We start from the raw sequence: 15,319 nt of genomic DNA, 5'->3' as shown, positions 1-15,319 counted from the left end.
CCGACTCAGGGCTGGATCGCCGCCTGCAACTCGGCTTCGGTCCAGACTGTGATGCCGAGCTCCTGCGCCTTGGCGAGCTTGGAGCCGGCGGCTTCCCCTGCCACCAGCACATCGGTCTTGGCCGACACCGAGCCCGCCACCTTGGCCCCCAGGGCCTGCAGCGCCGCCTTGGCATCGTTGCGCGACAGGGTGGTGAGGGTACCGGTCAGCACGAAGGTCTTGCCGGCGAAGGGCTGATCGCTTGCCTCCTTCTTCTCGATGGCCGGCCAGTGGATACCGGCCGCCAGCAGGGCCTCCAGCACTTCGATGTTGTGGGGCTGACGCAGGAAGTAGTAGACGTGCTTGGCCACTATGTCGCCCACGTCGGCCACTTCGAGCAGCTGCTCCACCGAGGCGGCACGCAGGGCATCCAGGGTGAGGAAGTGGTTGGCGAGATTGAGGGCGGTCGCCTCCCCCACCTCGCGAATGCCCAAGGCAAACAGGAAGCGGGGCAAGGTGGTGCTGCGGGCCTTGTCGATGGCCGCCACCAGATTGAGGGCAGATTTTTGCCCCATCCGCTCGAGACCGGCCAGCTGGATGGCGTTGAGACTGAACAGATCCGCCGGTGTCTTCACCAGCCCCTTGTCCACCAACTGCTCCACTATCTTGTCACCCAGACCGTCCACATCCATGGCGCGGCGGGCGGCGAAGTGCTTGATCGCCTCCTTGCGCTGGGCCTCGCAAAACAGGCCGCCGGAGCAGCGGGTCACCGCCTCCCCCTCCAGCCGCTCCACCGCCGAGCCGCACACAGGGCACTGGGTGGGGAAGAGGATCTCCCGAGCGTCGCTTGGGCGCTGGGCCTCTACCACGGCCACTATCTGCGGGATCACATCCCCCGCCCGGCGCACTATCACGGTGTCGCCGATCATGACGCCGAGGCGTTCAATCTCGTCGGCATTGTGCAGGGTGGCATTGGAGACGGTGACGCCGCCGACAAACACCGGTTTAAGCTTGGCCACCGGGGTCACGGCGCCGGTACGGCCGACCTGAAACTCGACGTTCTCAAGCTCCGTCATCTCCTCTTCTGCCGGGAACTTGTGGGCCGTGGCCCAGCGCGGGGCCCGGGCCACGAAGCCCAGCTCCTGTTGCAGCGCTATATCGTCGACCTTGTAGACAACGCCGTCGATCTCGTAGGGCAGCTCGCTGCGGCGGGCCAGGATATCGTCGTGGAAGGCCTGGCAGCCGGCAGCCCCCTCCTTGAGCTTCACCTCGGGACTGAGCGGCAGCCCCCAGGCGTTGAGCTGAGTGAGGCGACGATAGTGGGAGTTCCCCAGCTCGTCGCCGCCTACGCCCACGCCATAGGCGTAGAAACTCAGGGGACGGCTGGCGGTGATGCGGGAATCGAGCTGGCGCAGGCTGCCGGCGGCGGCGTTGCGCGGGTTGACGAACACCTTCTCCCCTGCCGCCAGCGCCTTGGCATTCATCGCCTCGAAACCGGCCTTGGGCATGAAGACCTCCCCCCTCACCTCGAAACGGGCGGGCCAGCCCGAGCCCCGCAGGACGAGCGGAATGGCCTTGATGGTGCGCACGTTCTCGGTGATCTCCTCCCCCGTGGTGCCATCCCCCCGGGTGGCCGCCTGCACCAGCTGGCCGTCCACATAGAGCAGGCTGACCGCCAGACCATCCAGCTTGGGCTCGCAGCAGAAGGTGAAGTTCAGCTCGCGCTTGAGGCGATCGCGCATGCGCTGCTCGAAGGCCTGCAGCTCTTCGTCACTGAAGACGTTGTCCAGGCTCAGCATGGGGATCTCGTGGCGCACCTGGCTGAAGGCCGAGAGCGGCTGGCCGCCGACCCGCACGCTGGGGGAGGTCGGGGTTTTCAGCTCGGGGTGCTCGGCCTCGAGCGTAATTAGCTCGCGCATCAGGCGATCGTATTCGGCGTCCGGCACAGTGGGGTTATCCAGCACATAGTACTGATGACCGTATTCGGTCAGCAGCTCACACAGTTGACGGTGGCGGGAGAGGATGTCGCTCATGAAGAAGTCTCGAAGTGTGATGGAACAATCAGTCTGGGGCAGAAATGAAAATGCGGCACCGGGGTACCGCACTTTTCATTGCTGAGGCCCCACGGCGCATCAGTCGCGGCTGGCCTCGTAGGCCGCCAGCTCATGGCGATAACGGGCAATGTCGTCGTCGCTGAGCGGGCTGCGCGAGGCATCGGTCAGCATGGCATCGAGGTCGCTCGCCAGCTGATCCGCCGCCTGCAACATGTGCTCGAACGCAAAGGCCGCATTGCTGCGCAGGGGCAGTTGCATGAAGAGGGACACACCCGGGGTGCTGAACTGCTCCATACGATAGGGATTGAAGGTACCCGGCTTGACCATGTTGATCATGGAGAAGAGCACTTCACCCTTGCCGTTGAGATCTTCATGGCGGTGGAAGATGTCCATCTCGCCAAACTTGAAGCCCAGCGCCAGCAGGGAGGAGAGCAGGGTAGCCCCTTGCAGATCGTGGCCAGGACGGGCCATCAGGTTGATGACATAGACGTCCTGCCAGATCTTCTCGACCGGCGGCAGCTCCTGGACGGGCTCGGCCACCTGGACCGGCTCTTCGTAGGCGGGCTCGTCATCATAATCGGGCTCTTCATACGCAGACACGGGCTGGGCATAGCGGGCTTGCTGCTGCGGCGCGGGCTCGCGGGCACCGAAGGTCGGCGCCTGGGCGTAGGCCGGCTCCACCAGCGGCTCGTCGTCCAGTGGCTGCATCATGGGTTCGCGCTGGGGGCGGGAGCGGTGCACCGGGGTACGGCGGATCACCTGGGCAGGCTTGCGTACCGGCGCGGCAGGCACCTCTTCGACAGGCTCTGCGCTCGGCTCGTCATACTCGTCTTCTTCTTCATAGACGGGCGGCGGCGTCACCGAACGAGGGGCTGGCTTGCGAACCACGGGCGGCGGCAGCTCGTCATCCTCGTCGTCATCGAAGGCGGGCACTGTGGCGGCACGGCGGGGTTCCGGTTGATGGGCCTCGTCGCTGCGCAGCTTGGGCTCGGCACGACGGCCACCGCTGACCACGCGCACCTGGCCAATGCCATCGCTGTCAAACGCATCGCTGTCACGATCCCGTGACTTGGATTCCATCCGACCCAGGGGTTTTTCCTTGATCGGTGCCTGACGGTTCTTTCTGTTGCTCCACAACCCGTGAATGAGCAATGCCGCGATGGCAATACCGCCCAGGGCAACCAAGATGTAACGCAATTCCTGCATTAGCTGCTTCTCTTTCTAGTTTTGCTCAGCCAAAGCGACGGCTTCACCGATGTCAACCGACACGATGCGAGAAACCCCGGGCTCTTGCATCGTGACGCCTATCAGCTGCTCGGCCATCTCCATGGAGACCTTATTATGACTGATGTAAACGAACTGTACTGTGCTCGACATCTCTTTGACAAGAGAACAGAAGCGACCCACGTTCACTTCATCGAGCGGTGCATCCACCTCATCCAGCAGACAGAAGGGTGCTGGATTGAGTCTGAAGATGGCAAAAACCAGCGCAAGGGCGGTTAGCGCCTTCTCCCCCCCGGAAAGCAGGGCAATGGTAGCATTCTTCTTGCCCGGAGGTCTTGCCATGATGCTCACTCCGGCTTCCAAAAGATCGTCCGAGGTCAGCTCAAGCCAGGCACTCCCCCCCCCGAACACTTTCGGGAACAGGGATTTTAAATCTTCGTTGACCTTATCGAAAGTGTCGCGGAAGCGTATTTGTGTTTCTTTATCAATTCTTTTAATGGCTTGGCTCAAGGTTTCCAGCGCCTGCTCCAGATCCTGGCACTGGTTTTCCAGGTAGCTTGCGCGGGTTTTCGCCTCTTCATACTCCTCCAGCGCCGCCAGGTTGATGGCGCCAAGTGCCTCCACCTGTGTCTCCAGGGTCTGGATCTCCTGGCGCAACTTGCCGCGATCGGCGGCGATAAGCACCGCCTGATCGAGATCCACCAGGCGTACTCCCAGCTCTTCGAACTGCTCGTGCAGCCCCTGTCGCCGGGTCAGGTTGCGCTCCCGCTCCAGTCTGAGCTGAGCCAGCTTCTCCTGCAGGGTCACCAGCTGCTTGTGGTCGGCGCTTCTGGCCTGCTCCAGCTCGGTCAGCTGACGCTCCAGCTCGGCGAGCCGCTGATGGCAGGCCAGCTGCTGTGCCTCCAGGTTGCGTTGCTCCGCCAGCAGGGGCGAGATGTCCTGCACCGCCTGGGCGTCCGGTCCCTTGAGCTCGGCCAGTTCCAGCCCGAGCCGGGCCAGCTCCTGTTCGCGCAGGGCGATGAGCTGCGCCAGATTTTGCTGCGCCAGTTGCCAGCGCTGGCAGCTTGCCTGCTGCTGCTCCCGGCGCGCACGCGCCTCCTCCAGCGCCCGCTCGGCACCTGTGACCCCTTCCTGGGCCAGCAAGAGTGCCTCGGCAAGGGGCTCTCCCTGCTCCTGCAGCTCGGCAAGGTGCGCCTCTTCCAGCTCGAGCCGCTGCTGGGCCGCAGCCAGTCGCTCGGCCTCCTCGGCCTGCTCCTGGTCCAGCCGGATCAGCTCTTCCCCAAGCTGGCCGAGGCGCAGCAGCCGCTCCTGACGCTGACCCTGCTGCAGGCTCCAGGCTTCCCGCAGTTGCTGCCATTGCTGCTCCTGCTCGCGCAGGGTGCGCTGGCTCGCCTCAAAGGCGCTGTGCAAATGGGCACGATCGGCATCTGCTGCCTTCAACTGGGCATCCAGCTGAACCAGCGCCTGCTCCCCTGCGGTCAGTTCGGTGTGTAACCGCTCACGTTCACCGAGCAGCGCCAGGGTGCCGAGGGCGCCCCCCTGGCCGAGATCGGCCCAGTTCGGGCCAAACCACTCCCCCGCCGGGGTCAGCACAGACTCACCGGCCAAGAGGGATGACTGGCGGGCAAGCGCCGCGTCCCTGTCATCGGCCAGCCAGATGACGTTGAGGAAGGCGGGGATGTGATCCCCCTCGAGCCGGGCCGCCAGGGTGCCAGGCACCGCAGGGTGAGCCGGGCCTATCCAGAGCCCGCCCTGCTCGAGGTTGCATTGGTCCCCCGGCTGGGCGGTGAGCCAGCGCCCGAGCACCTTGTCCAGCGCCTGGGCCCACTCGGGGGCGACCTGCAGCCGATCCGCCAGGGTGGCGCCCAGCATCTGCTCCCCCAGCATCTGATTAAGAGTGGTGAGGCGGGCGCCGAGCTCGCGCAGCAGGCCGCCCTGCCGATCCCGCTCTCCCTTGAGAGCCTCGTGGCTGGCCAGGCTGGCCTGCCATTGCGCCTCCAGCTCCCCGTGGCGGGCCCGGGAGAGCGCCAGCTCGGCTGACAAGGCATCCAGCGCGGGTTGCAGGCTCTCACCTTCCCCGCCGAGGGGGCCGGCCTGTTCATCCGCCAGCTTGAGTCGCGCCAGCCGGGTCTTGGCCTGCAGCTCCTGCAGGCCATTCACCTGGGTGCGGGTCTGGTTGAGCCTGCCCTGTGCCTGGCCGAGCTGCTGCTGCCACTGCTGCTGGCGTTGGCGAGCCAGCTCCAGCCGCTCGCCGGCCGCGATGCGAACGGCCTGCTGGTCGGCGAGTAACTGCTCACACTGCTCGAGGCGCGCCGACTCCACCTCTCCCTGGAGGACGCCCTCGGCCTGCTGCTCCTGCTGGCTGGCCAGCTGTGCCTTGATGCCGTCGATGCGCTCGCCGAGGGCCTGACGCCGCACCTGCCAGTCGCGACCGAGCTCGGTCTGGTGAAGCTGCTGTTGCTCGAGGCGGGCGATGGCCTGGCCGCCGAGGAAGATCTGCTGCTGGCGACTCGCCTGCTCGGCCTGGGCCTCCTGGCGGGCCACCGACAGGGTGACGTGGCGCCCCTCATCCTGGGTACGCTTGGCATCGAGGGCCGCCAGCGCCTGCTCTGCTTGGGCCAGCTCGCTCTTGGCCTCGCCGAGGCGGGTCTCCAGCGCCCACAGCTCGGAGCCGATGAGCTCGGCCCTTGCGGCGCGCGAGCGGCCCTTGAGCTGCTTGTAGCGCTCGGCAGTTTCGGCCTGGGATTTGAGGTGCTCGAGGCGGGAGCCCAGCTCGCCACGAATGTCGCCGAGGCGCTCCAGGTTCTCCTGGGTGTGGCGGATGCGCTGCTCCGTCTCCCGGCGCCGCTCCTTGTAGCGGGAGACCCCCGCCGCCTCCTCCATGAAGAGCTTGAGGTCCGCCGGGCGCGACTCCACCAGCCGGCTGACGGTGCCCTGCTCTATGATGGCGTAGCTGCGCGGGCCCAGGCCGGTGCCGAGGAAGAGATCGGTCACGTCCTTGCGACGGCACTTCTGGCCGTTGATCTGGTAGTGGTTGGAGCCGTCCCGCAGCACCTCGCGGCGCACCGAGATCTCGGTATAACGGCCAAATTCACCGGGCACCCGGTTGTGGGGATTGTCGAACACCAGCTCCACCGAGGCGCGGCCATGGGGGCTGCGGTTGATGGAGCCGTTGAAGATGACGTCCGTCATGTTCTCGCCGCGCAGGTGGCGGGCCGAGCTCTCCCCCAGCACCCAGCGCACCGCGTCGATGACGTTGGATTTGCCACAGCCGTTGGGGCCCACCACTGCGGTCATGTCGGCCGACAGTTCGATGCGGGTCGGCTCGACGAACGACTTGAAGCCGGCGAGTTTGATCAGTTTCAGACGCATGGCGGCCTATGTGGGTAGCGAAATAAAGAGGAGGCGGGCAGGCGACTTTACCAAATTGGAGGCTTGTTTGTAATATGCTGGCACCCTACCCCTTCATTGATGGATCTCAGATGAGCCAATCCCCTCACATGGTCAAAGATTCGGTCAGCGGCGCAGACTACTTCCTGCGCGGCTTCTCCCTCATCCGCCAGCCGGGCATCCGCACCTTCGTGCTGATCCCCCTGCTGGTCAACTTCGTGCTGTTCGCTGGCGCCTTCTATGCCCTGTTGCTGCAACTCGACGGCCTGTTCGCCTGGCTGCACCAGCAGATCCCGGCCTGGCTCTCCTGGCTCGACTACCTGCTGTGGCCTATCGCCCTCATCACCATACTGGTGGTGTTCTCCTTCATCTTCAGCTCGGTGATCAACTGGATAGCGGCTCCCTTCAACGGCCTGCTGGCGGAGAAGGTGGAGCAGATCCTCACCGGCGAGGCGGTGAGCGACACCGGCATGCTGGACGTGGTCAAGGACGTGCCGCGCACCTTCAGCCGGGAGTGGACCAAGCTGAAGTACTACCTGCCCAAGGCCATCGGCTGCCTGATCCTGTTCCTCATTCCGGTGGTGGGCCAGACCCTGGCCCCTGTGCTCTGGTTCCTGTTCAGCGCCTGGATGATGGCGATCCAGTACATCGACTATCCGTTCGACAACCACAAGATCAGCTTCATCACCATGCGCGATGCCTTGAAGCAGCGCCGCGGCAAGTGCCTGAGCTTCGGCGCCCTGGTCACCCTCTTCTCCGCCATTCCCGTGGTCAATCTGTTCGTGATGCCGGTCGCCATCTGTGGCGCCACCGCCATGTGGGTGGATCAGTATCGCAGCGAGCAGCTACGCCGCTGAGCCACGCAGTCATAACCAAAAACGGGGGCATAGGCCCCCTTTGCATTACTTAATCTAATGCAAAGGTGAGAGTGCTTGTCGTGCCAGACCAGGCTTGTTAGGATGCGGGCCTTTCTCGCACCCTGGGATAACTCATGTTACATGCACTCTTCTTGCTCGGCCTGGTGGCCGAAGGGATGACTGGCGCGCTGGCGGCGGGCCGGCGGCGGATGGATCTGTTTGGTGTCGTCATCATCGCCTCGGCGACGGCCATAGGGGGAGGTACCATCCGGGATGTGCTGCTGGGCCACTATCCCCTGCTCTGGGTGGAGCACCCCGAATATGTGGTGCTGGTGGCGGGGGCGGCCATGGTGGGGGTCATCTCGGCACCGCTGATGCGCTATCTCGGCAAGCTGTTCCTGGCGCTCGATGCCCTGGGGTTGGTGGTCTTCTCCATCTTTGGCGCCGCCCGGGCGCTCGAGATGGGGCACGGGGCCGGCATCGCCTGCATCATGGCGGTGGTGACAGGCGTCTTTGGCGGCGTGCTGCGGGATCTCCTGTGCCAGCGCATCCCGCTGGTGTTCAAGCGCGAGCTCTACGCCGCCGTCTCCCTGGTGACAGCCGCCCTCTACTGCTTCGCACTGGATCAGGGCCTGCCCAATGACTGGGCCGCCTTCGGGGCCATCGGCATCGGCTTCGTGCTGCGGCTGCTGGCGGTGCGCTTCAAGTGGGGACTCCCCACCTTCAATTACCAGTACGCCACCCATTGAGCGCGCCAGTTTCTGGCCAGATTGGCTGGATTGCACGCAACAAAAAAGCGCCGGATGGCGCTTTTTTGTTGCTGATGACAGTGAAAAACTGACTCAGTTGATTCCTTCCGAACTGAAGAAGGTGGCCTTGTCGGCGATGAAACGGATCTTGATGTTCTTGCCGTCTCCGCCCCAGACGCAGCTGGTGGTGCCGAGCGCATCGTCGCAACGCTCCGCCTTGCCCAAGATGGCGCTCGCCTCGGCATAGGTGATCCCCATCTTCAGCTTGTCGTAGTTTTCCCGGTTCAGCTTGCTGCACCCGGTCAGCAGCAGGGCGATCAGCCCGCCAAGCAAAATATGCTTCATCTGTCTCTCCTCTGGATAGTGTCCAGAGCCTAGCAGCTCGGGGCCACCCTGTGCCAACCCGTTACCAGCTCCGTACCGGCCCGGTATCGAGGTGGACGAAGTTGTCGGAGGGGTAGTAACCCACGCCGCCGACCTTGAGGTTCAGGGCCGCCTTGCGCAGGTGCGCCAGCTGCACGCCGGGGATGCGCACATCCACCGCCTGCCCCAGAGTGTGGTAGCTGTGTTTGGCGACCCCACGGCTGCGCTGGCGCTTCTGGCGATTGGTGACCGGGGAGCGATAGCCCGAGATGAGCTGAATTTCTCCCTTGCGGCCCAGCTTGTGCTGCAGCAGAAACAGCTGATCGAACAGCTTCCTGTCGATGTTGAACACTTCGTTGCGGCGATAGTCGCGGAAGATATGGTTGAGCTCCGCCAGGCCATCGTTCAGATAACGGCCATTCTCCCAATAGCTGGCGTTGACCCGCTCGCCGGTATTGAGGTTGAAGAAGCTGAGTTCACGCCCTGTCGTACTGCGGCTCGCCGCGGCCGGGAACGACAGCAGGCTGGCCCCCATCAGGCAACCGGCCCCCAGCAGCAGACGGCGTCGGCTTATCTCTTGTTCCAGCATCCGTTGTCCGTCCATTCCAGAGTGAAGTAACAGTGGTGAATGAAAATGATACAGAGGCCGAAACTACCCGCCCGTAAAAGTCATGTCAAACCGCAAGCGCCCATGAAAAAGCCCGGCATGAGCCGGGCTCTTCACTCTGTGGCGGGGATCACAGCAAGCGGCTCTGGAAGCTCACTCGATCGAATCCGTAAATGTCATTGCGCAGTTGCTGGCGCCCCTCTTCGTCGATCCAGCTGCTCCAGTAGACGGTGAAGACAGGGATAGGAGTGGTCAACGGCAGCCACTTGGTCTGGGTCTCTTTCAATATGCTGGCGACCTTGTCCGGCTGATAGCGGGAGTCGGCGAGCAGCAGCTCGGCCAGATCGTCCGCGTGCTCGACCCGGATGCAGCCGGAGCTGAAGGCGCGCGCCCCCTGCTCGAACAAGGCCTTGCGCGGCGTCGAGTGCAGGTAGATGGCGTCATTGTTCGGCAGATAGAACTTGTAGCGCCCCAGGGCATTGTGATCCCCCGGCTTTTGCCGCAACCGGTAAGGGAAGCCGGACGCCAGCGCATGGTGCCAGCCATCTTCGCTGAACTGCACCGGGTTACCCTCGCCGTCGATCACCTCGAACTGCTCGCGGTCCAGATAGGCGGGATCCCGACCCAGCTTGGGCAGAATGTCCTTGCTCAGGATGGAGCGCGGCACATGCCAGGCGGGGTTGAGCACTATGGAGCGGATCTCGCTGGCGAGTATGGGGGTGGCCCGCTGCTCCTTGCCGACGATGACCCGACTGGTGAAGACCTCGCTGCCGGACTCCACCACGCTCAGGCGATAATCCGGGATGTTGACCAGCACGTAGCGACCCGCGAGGTGATCCACCAGATCCCGTCGCCACAGGTTGCGCAGCAGCAGGCTGGCACGCACTTGCGGCCCGGTATTGAGCCAGGAGCGGGTCTGGCGGCCTATGATGCCGTCTGCGGTCAGGCCGTGGCGGCGCTGGAACTGCTTGATGGCCTGCTCGGTGTCCGCGTCGTAGAGGCTGTCCTGATGGGTGGGGGCACCATCCCCCAGCTCGTTGAGGATGGAGCGGATCTGCCCCAGCTCGGTGGCGCTCTCCCCGGCTCGCAGAGTCGGCATGTCCAGGGTCGGCCAATGCTTGGCCATGGGCATGGCCAGCAGCTTGCGCACTTCGTCGCGCACGGCCTCGTATTCGGCGACCTGGGGCCTGAGCTGCTTGACCTGATCCAGCAGGTTGTCACCCAGGGGCTCATGGGCCAGGGGCTTGGTCAGATCCAGCTTGAGGGTCTGCATCTGCTCGCGGGCGACCAGGTCCATGGCGCGCCAGGCTTGCTGGAAACGTGCCAGCTTGCCGAAGGCTTCGTCATAGAGGGCGCCGCGCCTGTCGGCCGGGGTCTTCTGCAACTGCTGCCAGAGCCGGTAGAAATCCGGGTGCAACTGGGCAAGCACCGCCTCCTGCAGCTGCAGTTCGAGCTCATGACGCGCCTGCTCTGCGGTGCTGTTCTGATACCAGTCATGCTGGATGCTGGGACTGGCCACCACCATCTGTTCTGTGCTGGCGTGGACCATGCCCGCCGGCCAGCAGCCCAGCCAGATAAGGTTTGCCAATGCCAACCAATACTTCTTACCCATGCTTCTTACCACGCTTACCTCATATCGGTTCACTTCGGCCTGTCAGGCGCCACGGTCAGGTGCCCATGATGCGTGAATGCTGGCGACTTTGCTAGCGGGCGGGCAGGTAACGGCGCCAAATGAGCGCATGCTCCTCGCTCTTGCCAACGGCCTCGAGCGCCTGGTTGAAACGCCGCACAAACTCCCCCGACAAGGTCTTCTTGCTCAGCATGAAGAAGGTCGGCGTCTCATAGACCCCCATGATATGGGGGACGACCTCCTCTGCCAGCCCCTCTCTCTTCAGACCCCAGGGGGTGGCCAGAATATCCCCAAGAAATCCGTCTATCCGTCCCAGCTGCAACTTGCGATAGTTTTGCACGTCATTGACCTCGCTCACCTGGGTGCGGTAGCGCTGCAGCAGACGGGCTATCTCGGGGCCATAGTTGTAGTCCCTGGTCACCCCCAGCCTGTTGCCCTTGGCCAGCCAGCTCGCCAGATCCTGCTCCCCCTTGTCACCGGGCTTGCGCACCCAGAGTGCCGTGCGCCCCGGGTTGTAGGCGTTGGAGAACCAGGCATAGCGCGCCCTGTCTTCAACAAAATAGGCTTCCATGGCGATGTCCAGCCGGCCCTGCTCCAGATCGTGCAGTCCCCGCTTCCAGGGACGCTCCAGATAGACGAGACGACAGCCCAACCTGGCCGAGACGGCGTTGAGATAGTCGACCGCGAAGCCACGCAGCTCCCGGTGGCCGTTCTCCTGCTGGTAATAGTGATAAGGGGGCCAGTCGTCGAAACCGACGCGCAGGGGAGAAGTACAGAGCGGTTGGGCCAACAGCGAGTGAAGGGGCAGGCAGCAGAGCAGGCACAGAACTAGCAGTCTCATGAGTCATCCTTGACGGCGGGACGGCCCATCTTAATTCTGCCAACGCGAAATGGCGACAGATCCTGCCACAGCAATGCGCAATATCAGCCATTTGCCTGATGAGGCCATGGGCAGGACGGGGCCCCAGGCCACGCTGCAAGCCCACCGCAAAGGCAGGATGCGCACGACCCCAAAGTCCCTTGGTCTGCAGGGGCATTGGGGGTTAATATGTGAGCAAATTTATTTTTGTGATCCACTATGCTTTTTTTGCAATTGGATTAGCATATGCGCGAATCCAGCCTACCTATCCGTCGGGCGTCGAGTGAGTAATATGACCTACAAAAAGTTCGGTTTTCTGGCTGCCATACTGGCATTGAGCGGTTTTTACCTTTACACCCTCTACCTGGCCGCTCACCCCAACGTGAGCCTGGCTTACAAGCTCTATTACCTGGAAGGCAAGACCCGCTTCTGGGAGCACAACTCCAGCATGACTTACCAGCCGGGCAACGAGCTCAACCTGACCAAACCGAGCCGCTTCCTCTCGAGCGAAGGCTGGGCCAAGAAGCCCAGTGCCGAAGGCACCCAGCTCAGTGGCAAGGGAGGCCTCTATTTCGTGCTGCCCAAGCAGCAGGCGCAACCTGAGCAGCTCACCATCCAGGCCAGGATCAACAGCCCGGAAGCAGGCACCCTGCTCAAGGTGGCCCTGGGTCATGATTTCACTACCACGGTCAAGCTGGCCAAGGCGGGCATCAACGAGATCCGGCTCAACCTGCCGGGCGACTCCCTGACGGCCGATCCCAAGCATCCCAACTTCCTGGCGCTCTCCGCTCCGACACCGCTCAACGTCCAGTCGGTACGTCTGACCGTCGCTCAGTGAATCTATAAATATAAAATATTGTTTTATAACATCATTTTCCAATAAGGAAGTTCCCATGTCGCATGCCGATTTTCGACTCTCTCTGGTCGTGCCCGTTTACAACGAGGAAGAGAGCATAGACGCCTTCATCAGCGCGATAGATGCCGAACTGGCCCCCCTCAAAGACCGGCTTGAAATCGTGTTCGTCAACGACGGCAGCCGCGACCGTACCCGCGAAGTGGTCGAGCAGGCCATCGCCCGCGACCCGCGCGTGACCCTGGTCAACCTGGCCCGCAACTTCGGCAAGGAAGCGGCCATGACCGCAGGTCTGCATCAGGCCAAGGGCGATGCCATGGTCCCCATGGACGTGGATCTGCAAGATCCCCCCTCCCTCATCCTGGAGTTCGTCAAACTGTGGCAGACTGGTGACTACGACACCGTCTACGGCATCCGGGTCGATCGCAGCGCCGACACCCCGATGAAGCGCCTCACCGCCGGCGGCTTCTACCGCTTCTTCAACGCCCTCTCCACCAGCACCAAGCTGCCGGAGAACGCCGGTGACTTCCGACTCATCGATCGCAAGGTGGTCGAGGCCCTCAAGCAACTGCCGGAGCGCAACCGCTTCATGAAGGGGCTCTTCGCCTGGGCCGGTTTCCGTGCCGTCGGCGTCCCCTACGAGCGTCCCGCCCGCCACGCTGGCGAGACCAAGTTCAACTACTGGAAGCTGTGGAACTTCGCCCTCGACGGCCTGATGAGCTTCTCCAGCTGGCCGCTGCGGGTGTGGAGCTACGTGGGGGTTGGCGTCTCCTTCATCGCCTTCCTCTATATCCTCAAGATCATCACCCAGGTGCTCTTCTTCGGCATAGACGTGCCGGGCTACGCCTCCCTGATGTCGGTGATGCTGTTCCTCGGCGGCATTCAGCTGCTGTCTCTCGGCATCATAGGCGAGTACATAGGCCGCATGTTCGTGGAAGTGAAGCAGCGCCCCGTCTACCTCATCGAGGGGATCTACGGCCAGTATGCCCAGCAGGACGCGGGCAAGCAGCCGGATGCGGCGGCCCCCCAGGGTGAAAAGGCGCAGGATGCGGACAAGCAGGAGCCGGCGTCCCAATGATCTCCCGCGAGGAATTCTGGCGGCTGGTTCGCTTCGGTTTTGTCGGCGGGGGTGCCACCCTCGTCGATCTGGGCACCTCCATCGCCCTGTTCCACACCTGGCCCGCCATCTCTGAGCATCTGGTCACGACCCTGGCCTTTGCCATCGCGTTCTGGTTCTCGTTTTTCGGCCATCGCTACATCACCTTCCAGAAGCAAGGTGCCGCCAGCAAGTTTCTGCTGGTCGCCCTCTTCTCCCTGGCGGTGCGTAACCTCATCCTGAGCGGCCTGCTGTTTGCGGGTCTCTCCGGACTGCTGCCGGTGGTGATTGCCACCCTGACCGTTACCGTACTCACCTACATACTCTCTCGCGTCTGGGTTTTTGCCTGATGAATGACATGACCAATACTCCTCCCCTCGCCGGGGATGCACTCCCCTATCGCCCGTCACTGCGCATCAGCAGCCGCGACTGGCTGATGATCATCGCCGCCTTCGTACTGAGCCGGGTGGCCCTGTACGGCATGGGCTATTTCGGTGTCCAGCTCTACGGCGCCCCCGACATTGGCCCGCTGCAAGCCTACTGCCAGTTCGACTGCGTCTGGTTCCAGCGCATCATAGAGAACGGCTACGACCTCTACCCGCGCTGGCTGAGCAAGGGCAACGCGGCGAACTGGGCCTTCATGCCGCTCTACCCCATGCTCGCCGGCGGGCTCTCCAGCCTGCTCAACATGGAGAGCCTGATCGGCCTGATGCTGGTGGCCAACATTGCCTTCTTCATCAGCCTGCCGCTGATGCTGCTGGTGCTGCGCCAGCTCAAGCTGGGGGATGAGACTGCCCGCTTCGGGGTCTGGCTGCTGGCCTTCTCCCCCTTCTCCGCCTACTTCGTCTCCGGCTACACCGAGCCCATGTTCATGGCGCTGATGCTGGGCATGTTCCTGTTCGCCTACCGCGAGCAGTGGCTGATGGTCGCCTTCCTCGGCATCTTCATCTCCGGGACCCGCAACCTGGGGGTCATGATGGTGTTCCCCGTGCTGATCCTGGCGCTGCAGGCCTATGGCTGGCGCGAGTTCTTCCGCTTCACCGAGCGGGCCTTCAAGGTGGTGTTCACCCTCTGGCTCATCCCCCTCGGCCTCTTCTCCTACATGGTCTACCTCTACCATCTGACCGGTGATGCGCTCGCCTTCAAGCACATCCAGGTCGCCTGGGGTCGCTACATGGACAGCCCCCTGGACTGGTGGCTGAGCGGCTTCGAGCTGGGCGGTCGCAAGGCCTACCTCTCCATCATGGTGATCTTCGGCTGGTGCCTGAACGGCTACCTGTTCAGCCAGAAGCGCTGGGCCGAGGCGACCCTGATGTTCATCTGCTGCACCATACCGCTGATGACAGGGCTCAACGCCATGCCCCGCTACATGTTCGGCCTCTACCCGACTCTGCTGGCCATAGTGCTGCTGGCCCATCGCTGGCCCGCCATCCGCCCTGCGGTGCTCTGCATCAGCGGCATGGTCGCCTCCTTCATCGCGGTGGCCTTCGTCAACTTCAAGTTCTTTACCGTCTGACGAACGCTCGCCTGCAGGCGAACAGCCCCACCTGAAAATGCCGGTCCATCGACCGGCATTTTTTATGGCCGCGACACCCGCTTCACACTTTTCCATTCTTGAAAACGTAACCATTTGAACTGACGTCACAAATCGGTGTTTT

Annotated in this window: 13 protein-coding genes; 6 read left to right on the top strand and 7 right to left on the bottom strand. The window is 63.2% G+C overall.

Features of this window, described 5'->3' with window-relative positions; all coding sequences use genetic code 11:
* Positions 1-5: 5 nt before the first annotated feature.
* The 3 genes from ligA to ACFWHB_RS05590 form a co-directional block, all read right to left on the bottom strand.
* On the bottom strand, positions 6-2,012 hold the full coding sequence (ligA, locus tag ACFWHB_RS05600; protein WP_395949632.1) for an NAD-dependent DNA ligase LigA: 2,007 nt from the start codon (positions 2,010-2,012) through the stop codon (positions 6-8).
* A 99-nt stretch (positions 2,013-2,111) separates the two neighbouring features.
* Positions 2,112-3,239 (bottom strand): cell division protein ZipA, encoded by a 1,128-nt coding sequence (zipA, locus tag ACFWHB_RS05595; RefSeq protein WP_395949631.1) that lies wholly within the window; start codon positions 3,237-3,239, stop codon positions 2,112-2,114.
* 15 nt (positions 3,240-3,254) lie between these two features.
* On the bottom strand, positions 3,255-6,629 hold the full coding sequence (locus ACFWHB_RS05590; RefSeq protein ID WP_395949630.1) for an AAA family ATPase: 3,375 nt from the start codon (positions 6,627-6,629) through the stop codon (positions 3,255-3,257).
* A 110-nt stretch (positions 6,630-6,739) separates the two neighbouring features.
* Here ACFWHB_RS05590 and cysZ point away from each other — a divergent pair, with 110 nt between their 5' ends.
* Both cysZ and ACFWHB_RS05580 read left to right on the top strand, forming a co-directional pair.
* Positions 6,740-7,504 (top strand): sulfate transporter CysZ, encoded by a 765-nt coding sequence (gene cysZ / locus ACFWHB_RS05585; protein ID WP_139746297.1) that lies wholly within the window; start codon positions 6,740-6,742, stop codon positions 7,502-7,504.
* 134 nt (positions 7,505-7,638) lie between these two features.
* Positions 7,639-8,253, top strand: coding sequence for a trimeric intracellular cation channel family protein (locus tag ACFWHB_RS05580; RefSeq protein ID WP_025327872.1), 615 nt, complete (start codon positions 7,639-7,641; stop codon positions 8,251-8,253).
* 93 nt (positions 8,254-8,346) lie between these two features.
* On the opposite strand, the gene ACFWHB_RS05575 is transcribed toward ACFWHB_RS05580, so the two are convergent.
* From ACFWHB_RS05575 to ACFWHB_RS05560, 4 genes are all read right to left on the bottom strand, one after another.
* On the bottom strand, positions 8,347-8,598 hold the full coding sequence (locus ACFWHB_RS05575) for a DUF3862 domain-containing protein (RefSeq protein ID WP_106886101.1): 252 nt from the start codon (positions 8,596-8,598) through the stop codon (positions 8,347-8,349).
* Between the two features lie 61 nt (positions 8,599-8,659).
* The gene (locus ACFWHB_RS05570; protein ID WP_106886100.1) at positions 8,660-9,205 is read right to left on the bottom strand and encodes a YcbK family protein; all 546 of its coding nucleotides are present in this window, start codon (positions 9,203-9,205) and stop codon (positions 8,660-8,662) included.
* Between the two features lie 148 nt (positions 9,206-9,353).
* Positions 9,354-10,835 (bottom strand): L,D-transpeptidase family protein, encoded by a 1,482-nt coding sequence (locus tag ACFWHB_RS05565; RefSeq protein ID WP_106886099.1) that lies wholly within the window; start codon positions 10,833-10,835, stop codon positions 9,354-9,356.
* A gap of 91 nt (positions 10,836-10,926) precedes the next feature.
* Entirely contained in the window at positions 10,927-11,694 is a 768-nt protein-coding gene (locus ACFWHB_RS05560; RefSeq protein WP_395949629.1) for a substrate-binding periplasmic protein, read from the bottom strand.
* A gap of 310 nt (positions 11,695-12,004) precedes the next feature.
* Here ACFWHB_RS05560 and ACFWHB_RS05555 point away from each other — a divergent pair, with 310 nt between their 5' ends.
* From ACFWHB_RS05555 to ACFWHB_RS05540, 4 genes are read left to right on the top strand one after another with little or no spacing between them, the layout of a single operon-like run.
* Positions 12,005-12,550 carry a hypothetical protein gene (locus tag ACFWHB_RS05555; RefSeq protein WP_025327877.1) on the top strand — a complete coding sequence of 182 codons (546 nt, stop codon included), beginning with the start codon at positions 12,005-12,007 and terminating at the stop codon, positions 12,548-12,550.
* Between the two features lie 55 nt (positions 12,551-12,605).
* The gene (locus tag ACFWHB_RS05550) at positions 12,606-13,643 is read left to right on the top strand and encodes a glycosyltransferase family 2 protein (RefSeq protein ID WP_111909946.1); all 1,038 of its coding nucleotides are present in this window, start codon (positions 12,606-12,608) and stop codon (positions 13,641-13,643) included.
* Positions 13,640-14,011, top strand: a complete 372-nt coding sequence (locus ACFWHB_RS05545) for a GtrA family protein (RefSeq protein WP_005324511.1) — start codon at positions 13,640-13,642, stop codon at positions 14,009-14,011. Before ACFWHB_RS05550 ends, ACFWHB_RS05545 begins: the two co-directional genes overlap by 4 nt.
* Entirely contained in the window at positions 14,011-15,177 is a 1,167-nt protein-coding gene (locus ACFWHB_RS05540; RefSeq protein ID WP_163153525.1) for a hypothetical protein, read from the top strand. The genes ACFWHB_RS05545 and ACFWHB_RS05540 overlap by 1 nt, the downstream gene beginning before the upstream one ends.
* Positions 15,178-15,319 lie beyond the last annotated feature (142 nt).

Origin of the sequence: Aeromonas mytilicola subsp. aquatica (assembly GCF_044336385.1) — a bacterium.
GTDB lineage: Bacteria > Pseudomonadota > Gammaproteobacteria > Enterobacterales > Aeromonadaceae > Aeromonas > Aeromonas rivipollensis.
Note: the sequence above shows the minus strand (reverse complement) of the source record. Positions and strands in the feature narration are given on the sequence as shown.

Excerpts from the sequence above, each read along its gene's own strand:
- ligA (WP_395949632.1), bottom strand. The coding sequence starts at position 2,012 with ATGAGCGACATCCTCTCCCGCCACCGTCAACTGTGTGAGCTGCTGACC.
- zipA (WP_395949631.1), bottom strand. The coding sequence starts at position 3,239 with ATGCAGGAATTGCGTTACATCTTGGTTGCCCTGGGCGGTATTGCCATC.
- ACFWHB_RS05590 (WP_395949630.1), bottom strand. The coding sequence starts at position 6,629 with ATGCGTCTGAAACTGATCAAACTCGCCGGCTTCAAGTCGTTCGTCGAG.
- cysZ (WP_139746297.1), top strand. The coding sequence starts at position 6,740 with ATGAGCCAATCCCCTCACATGGTCAAAGATTCGGTCAGCGGCGCAGAC.
- ACFWHB_RS05580 (WP_025327872.1), top strand. The coding sequence starts at position 7,639 with ATGTTACATGCACTCTTCTTGCTCGGCCTGGTGGCCGAAGGGATGACT.
- ACFWHB_RS05575 (WP_106886101.1), bottom strand. The coding sequence starts at position 8,598 with ATGAAGCATATTTTGCTTGGCGGGCTGATCGCCCTGCTGCTGACCGGG.
- ACFWHB_RS05570 (WP_106886100.1), bottom strand. The coding sequence starts at position 9,205 with ATGCTGGAACAAGAGATAAGCCGACGCCGTCTGCTGCTGGGGGCCGGT.
- ACFWHB_RS05565 (WP_106886099.1), bottom strand. The coding sequence starts at position 10,835 with ATGGGTAAGAAGTATTGGTTGGCATTGGCAAACCTTATCTGGCTGGGC.
- ACFWHB_RS05560 (WP_395949629.1), bottom strand. The coding sequence starts at position 11,694 with ATGAGACTGCTAGTTCTGTGCCTGCTCTGCTGCCTGCCCCTTCACTCG.
- ACFWHB_RS05555 (WP_025327877.1), top strand. The coding sequence starts at position 12,005 with ATGACCTACAAAAAGTTCGGTTTTCTGGCTGCCATACTGGCATTGAGC.
- ACFWHB_RS05550 (WP_111909946.1), top strand. The coding sequence starts at position 12,606 with ATGTCGCATGCCGATTTTCGACTCTCTCTGGTCGTGCCCGTTTACAAC.
- ACFWHB_RS05545 (WP_005324511.1), top strand. The coding sequence starts at position 13,640 with ATGATCTCCCGCGAGGAATTCTGGCGGCTGGTTCGCTTCGGTTTTGTC.
- ACFWHB_RS05540 (WP_163153525.1), top strand. The coding sequence starts at position 14,011 with ATGAATGACATGACCAATACTCCTCCCCTCGCCGGGGATGCACTCCCC.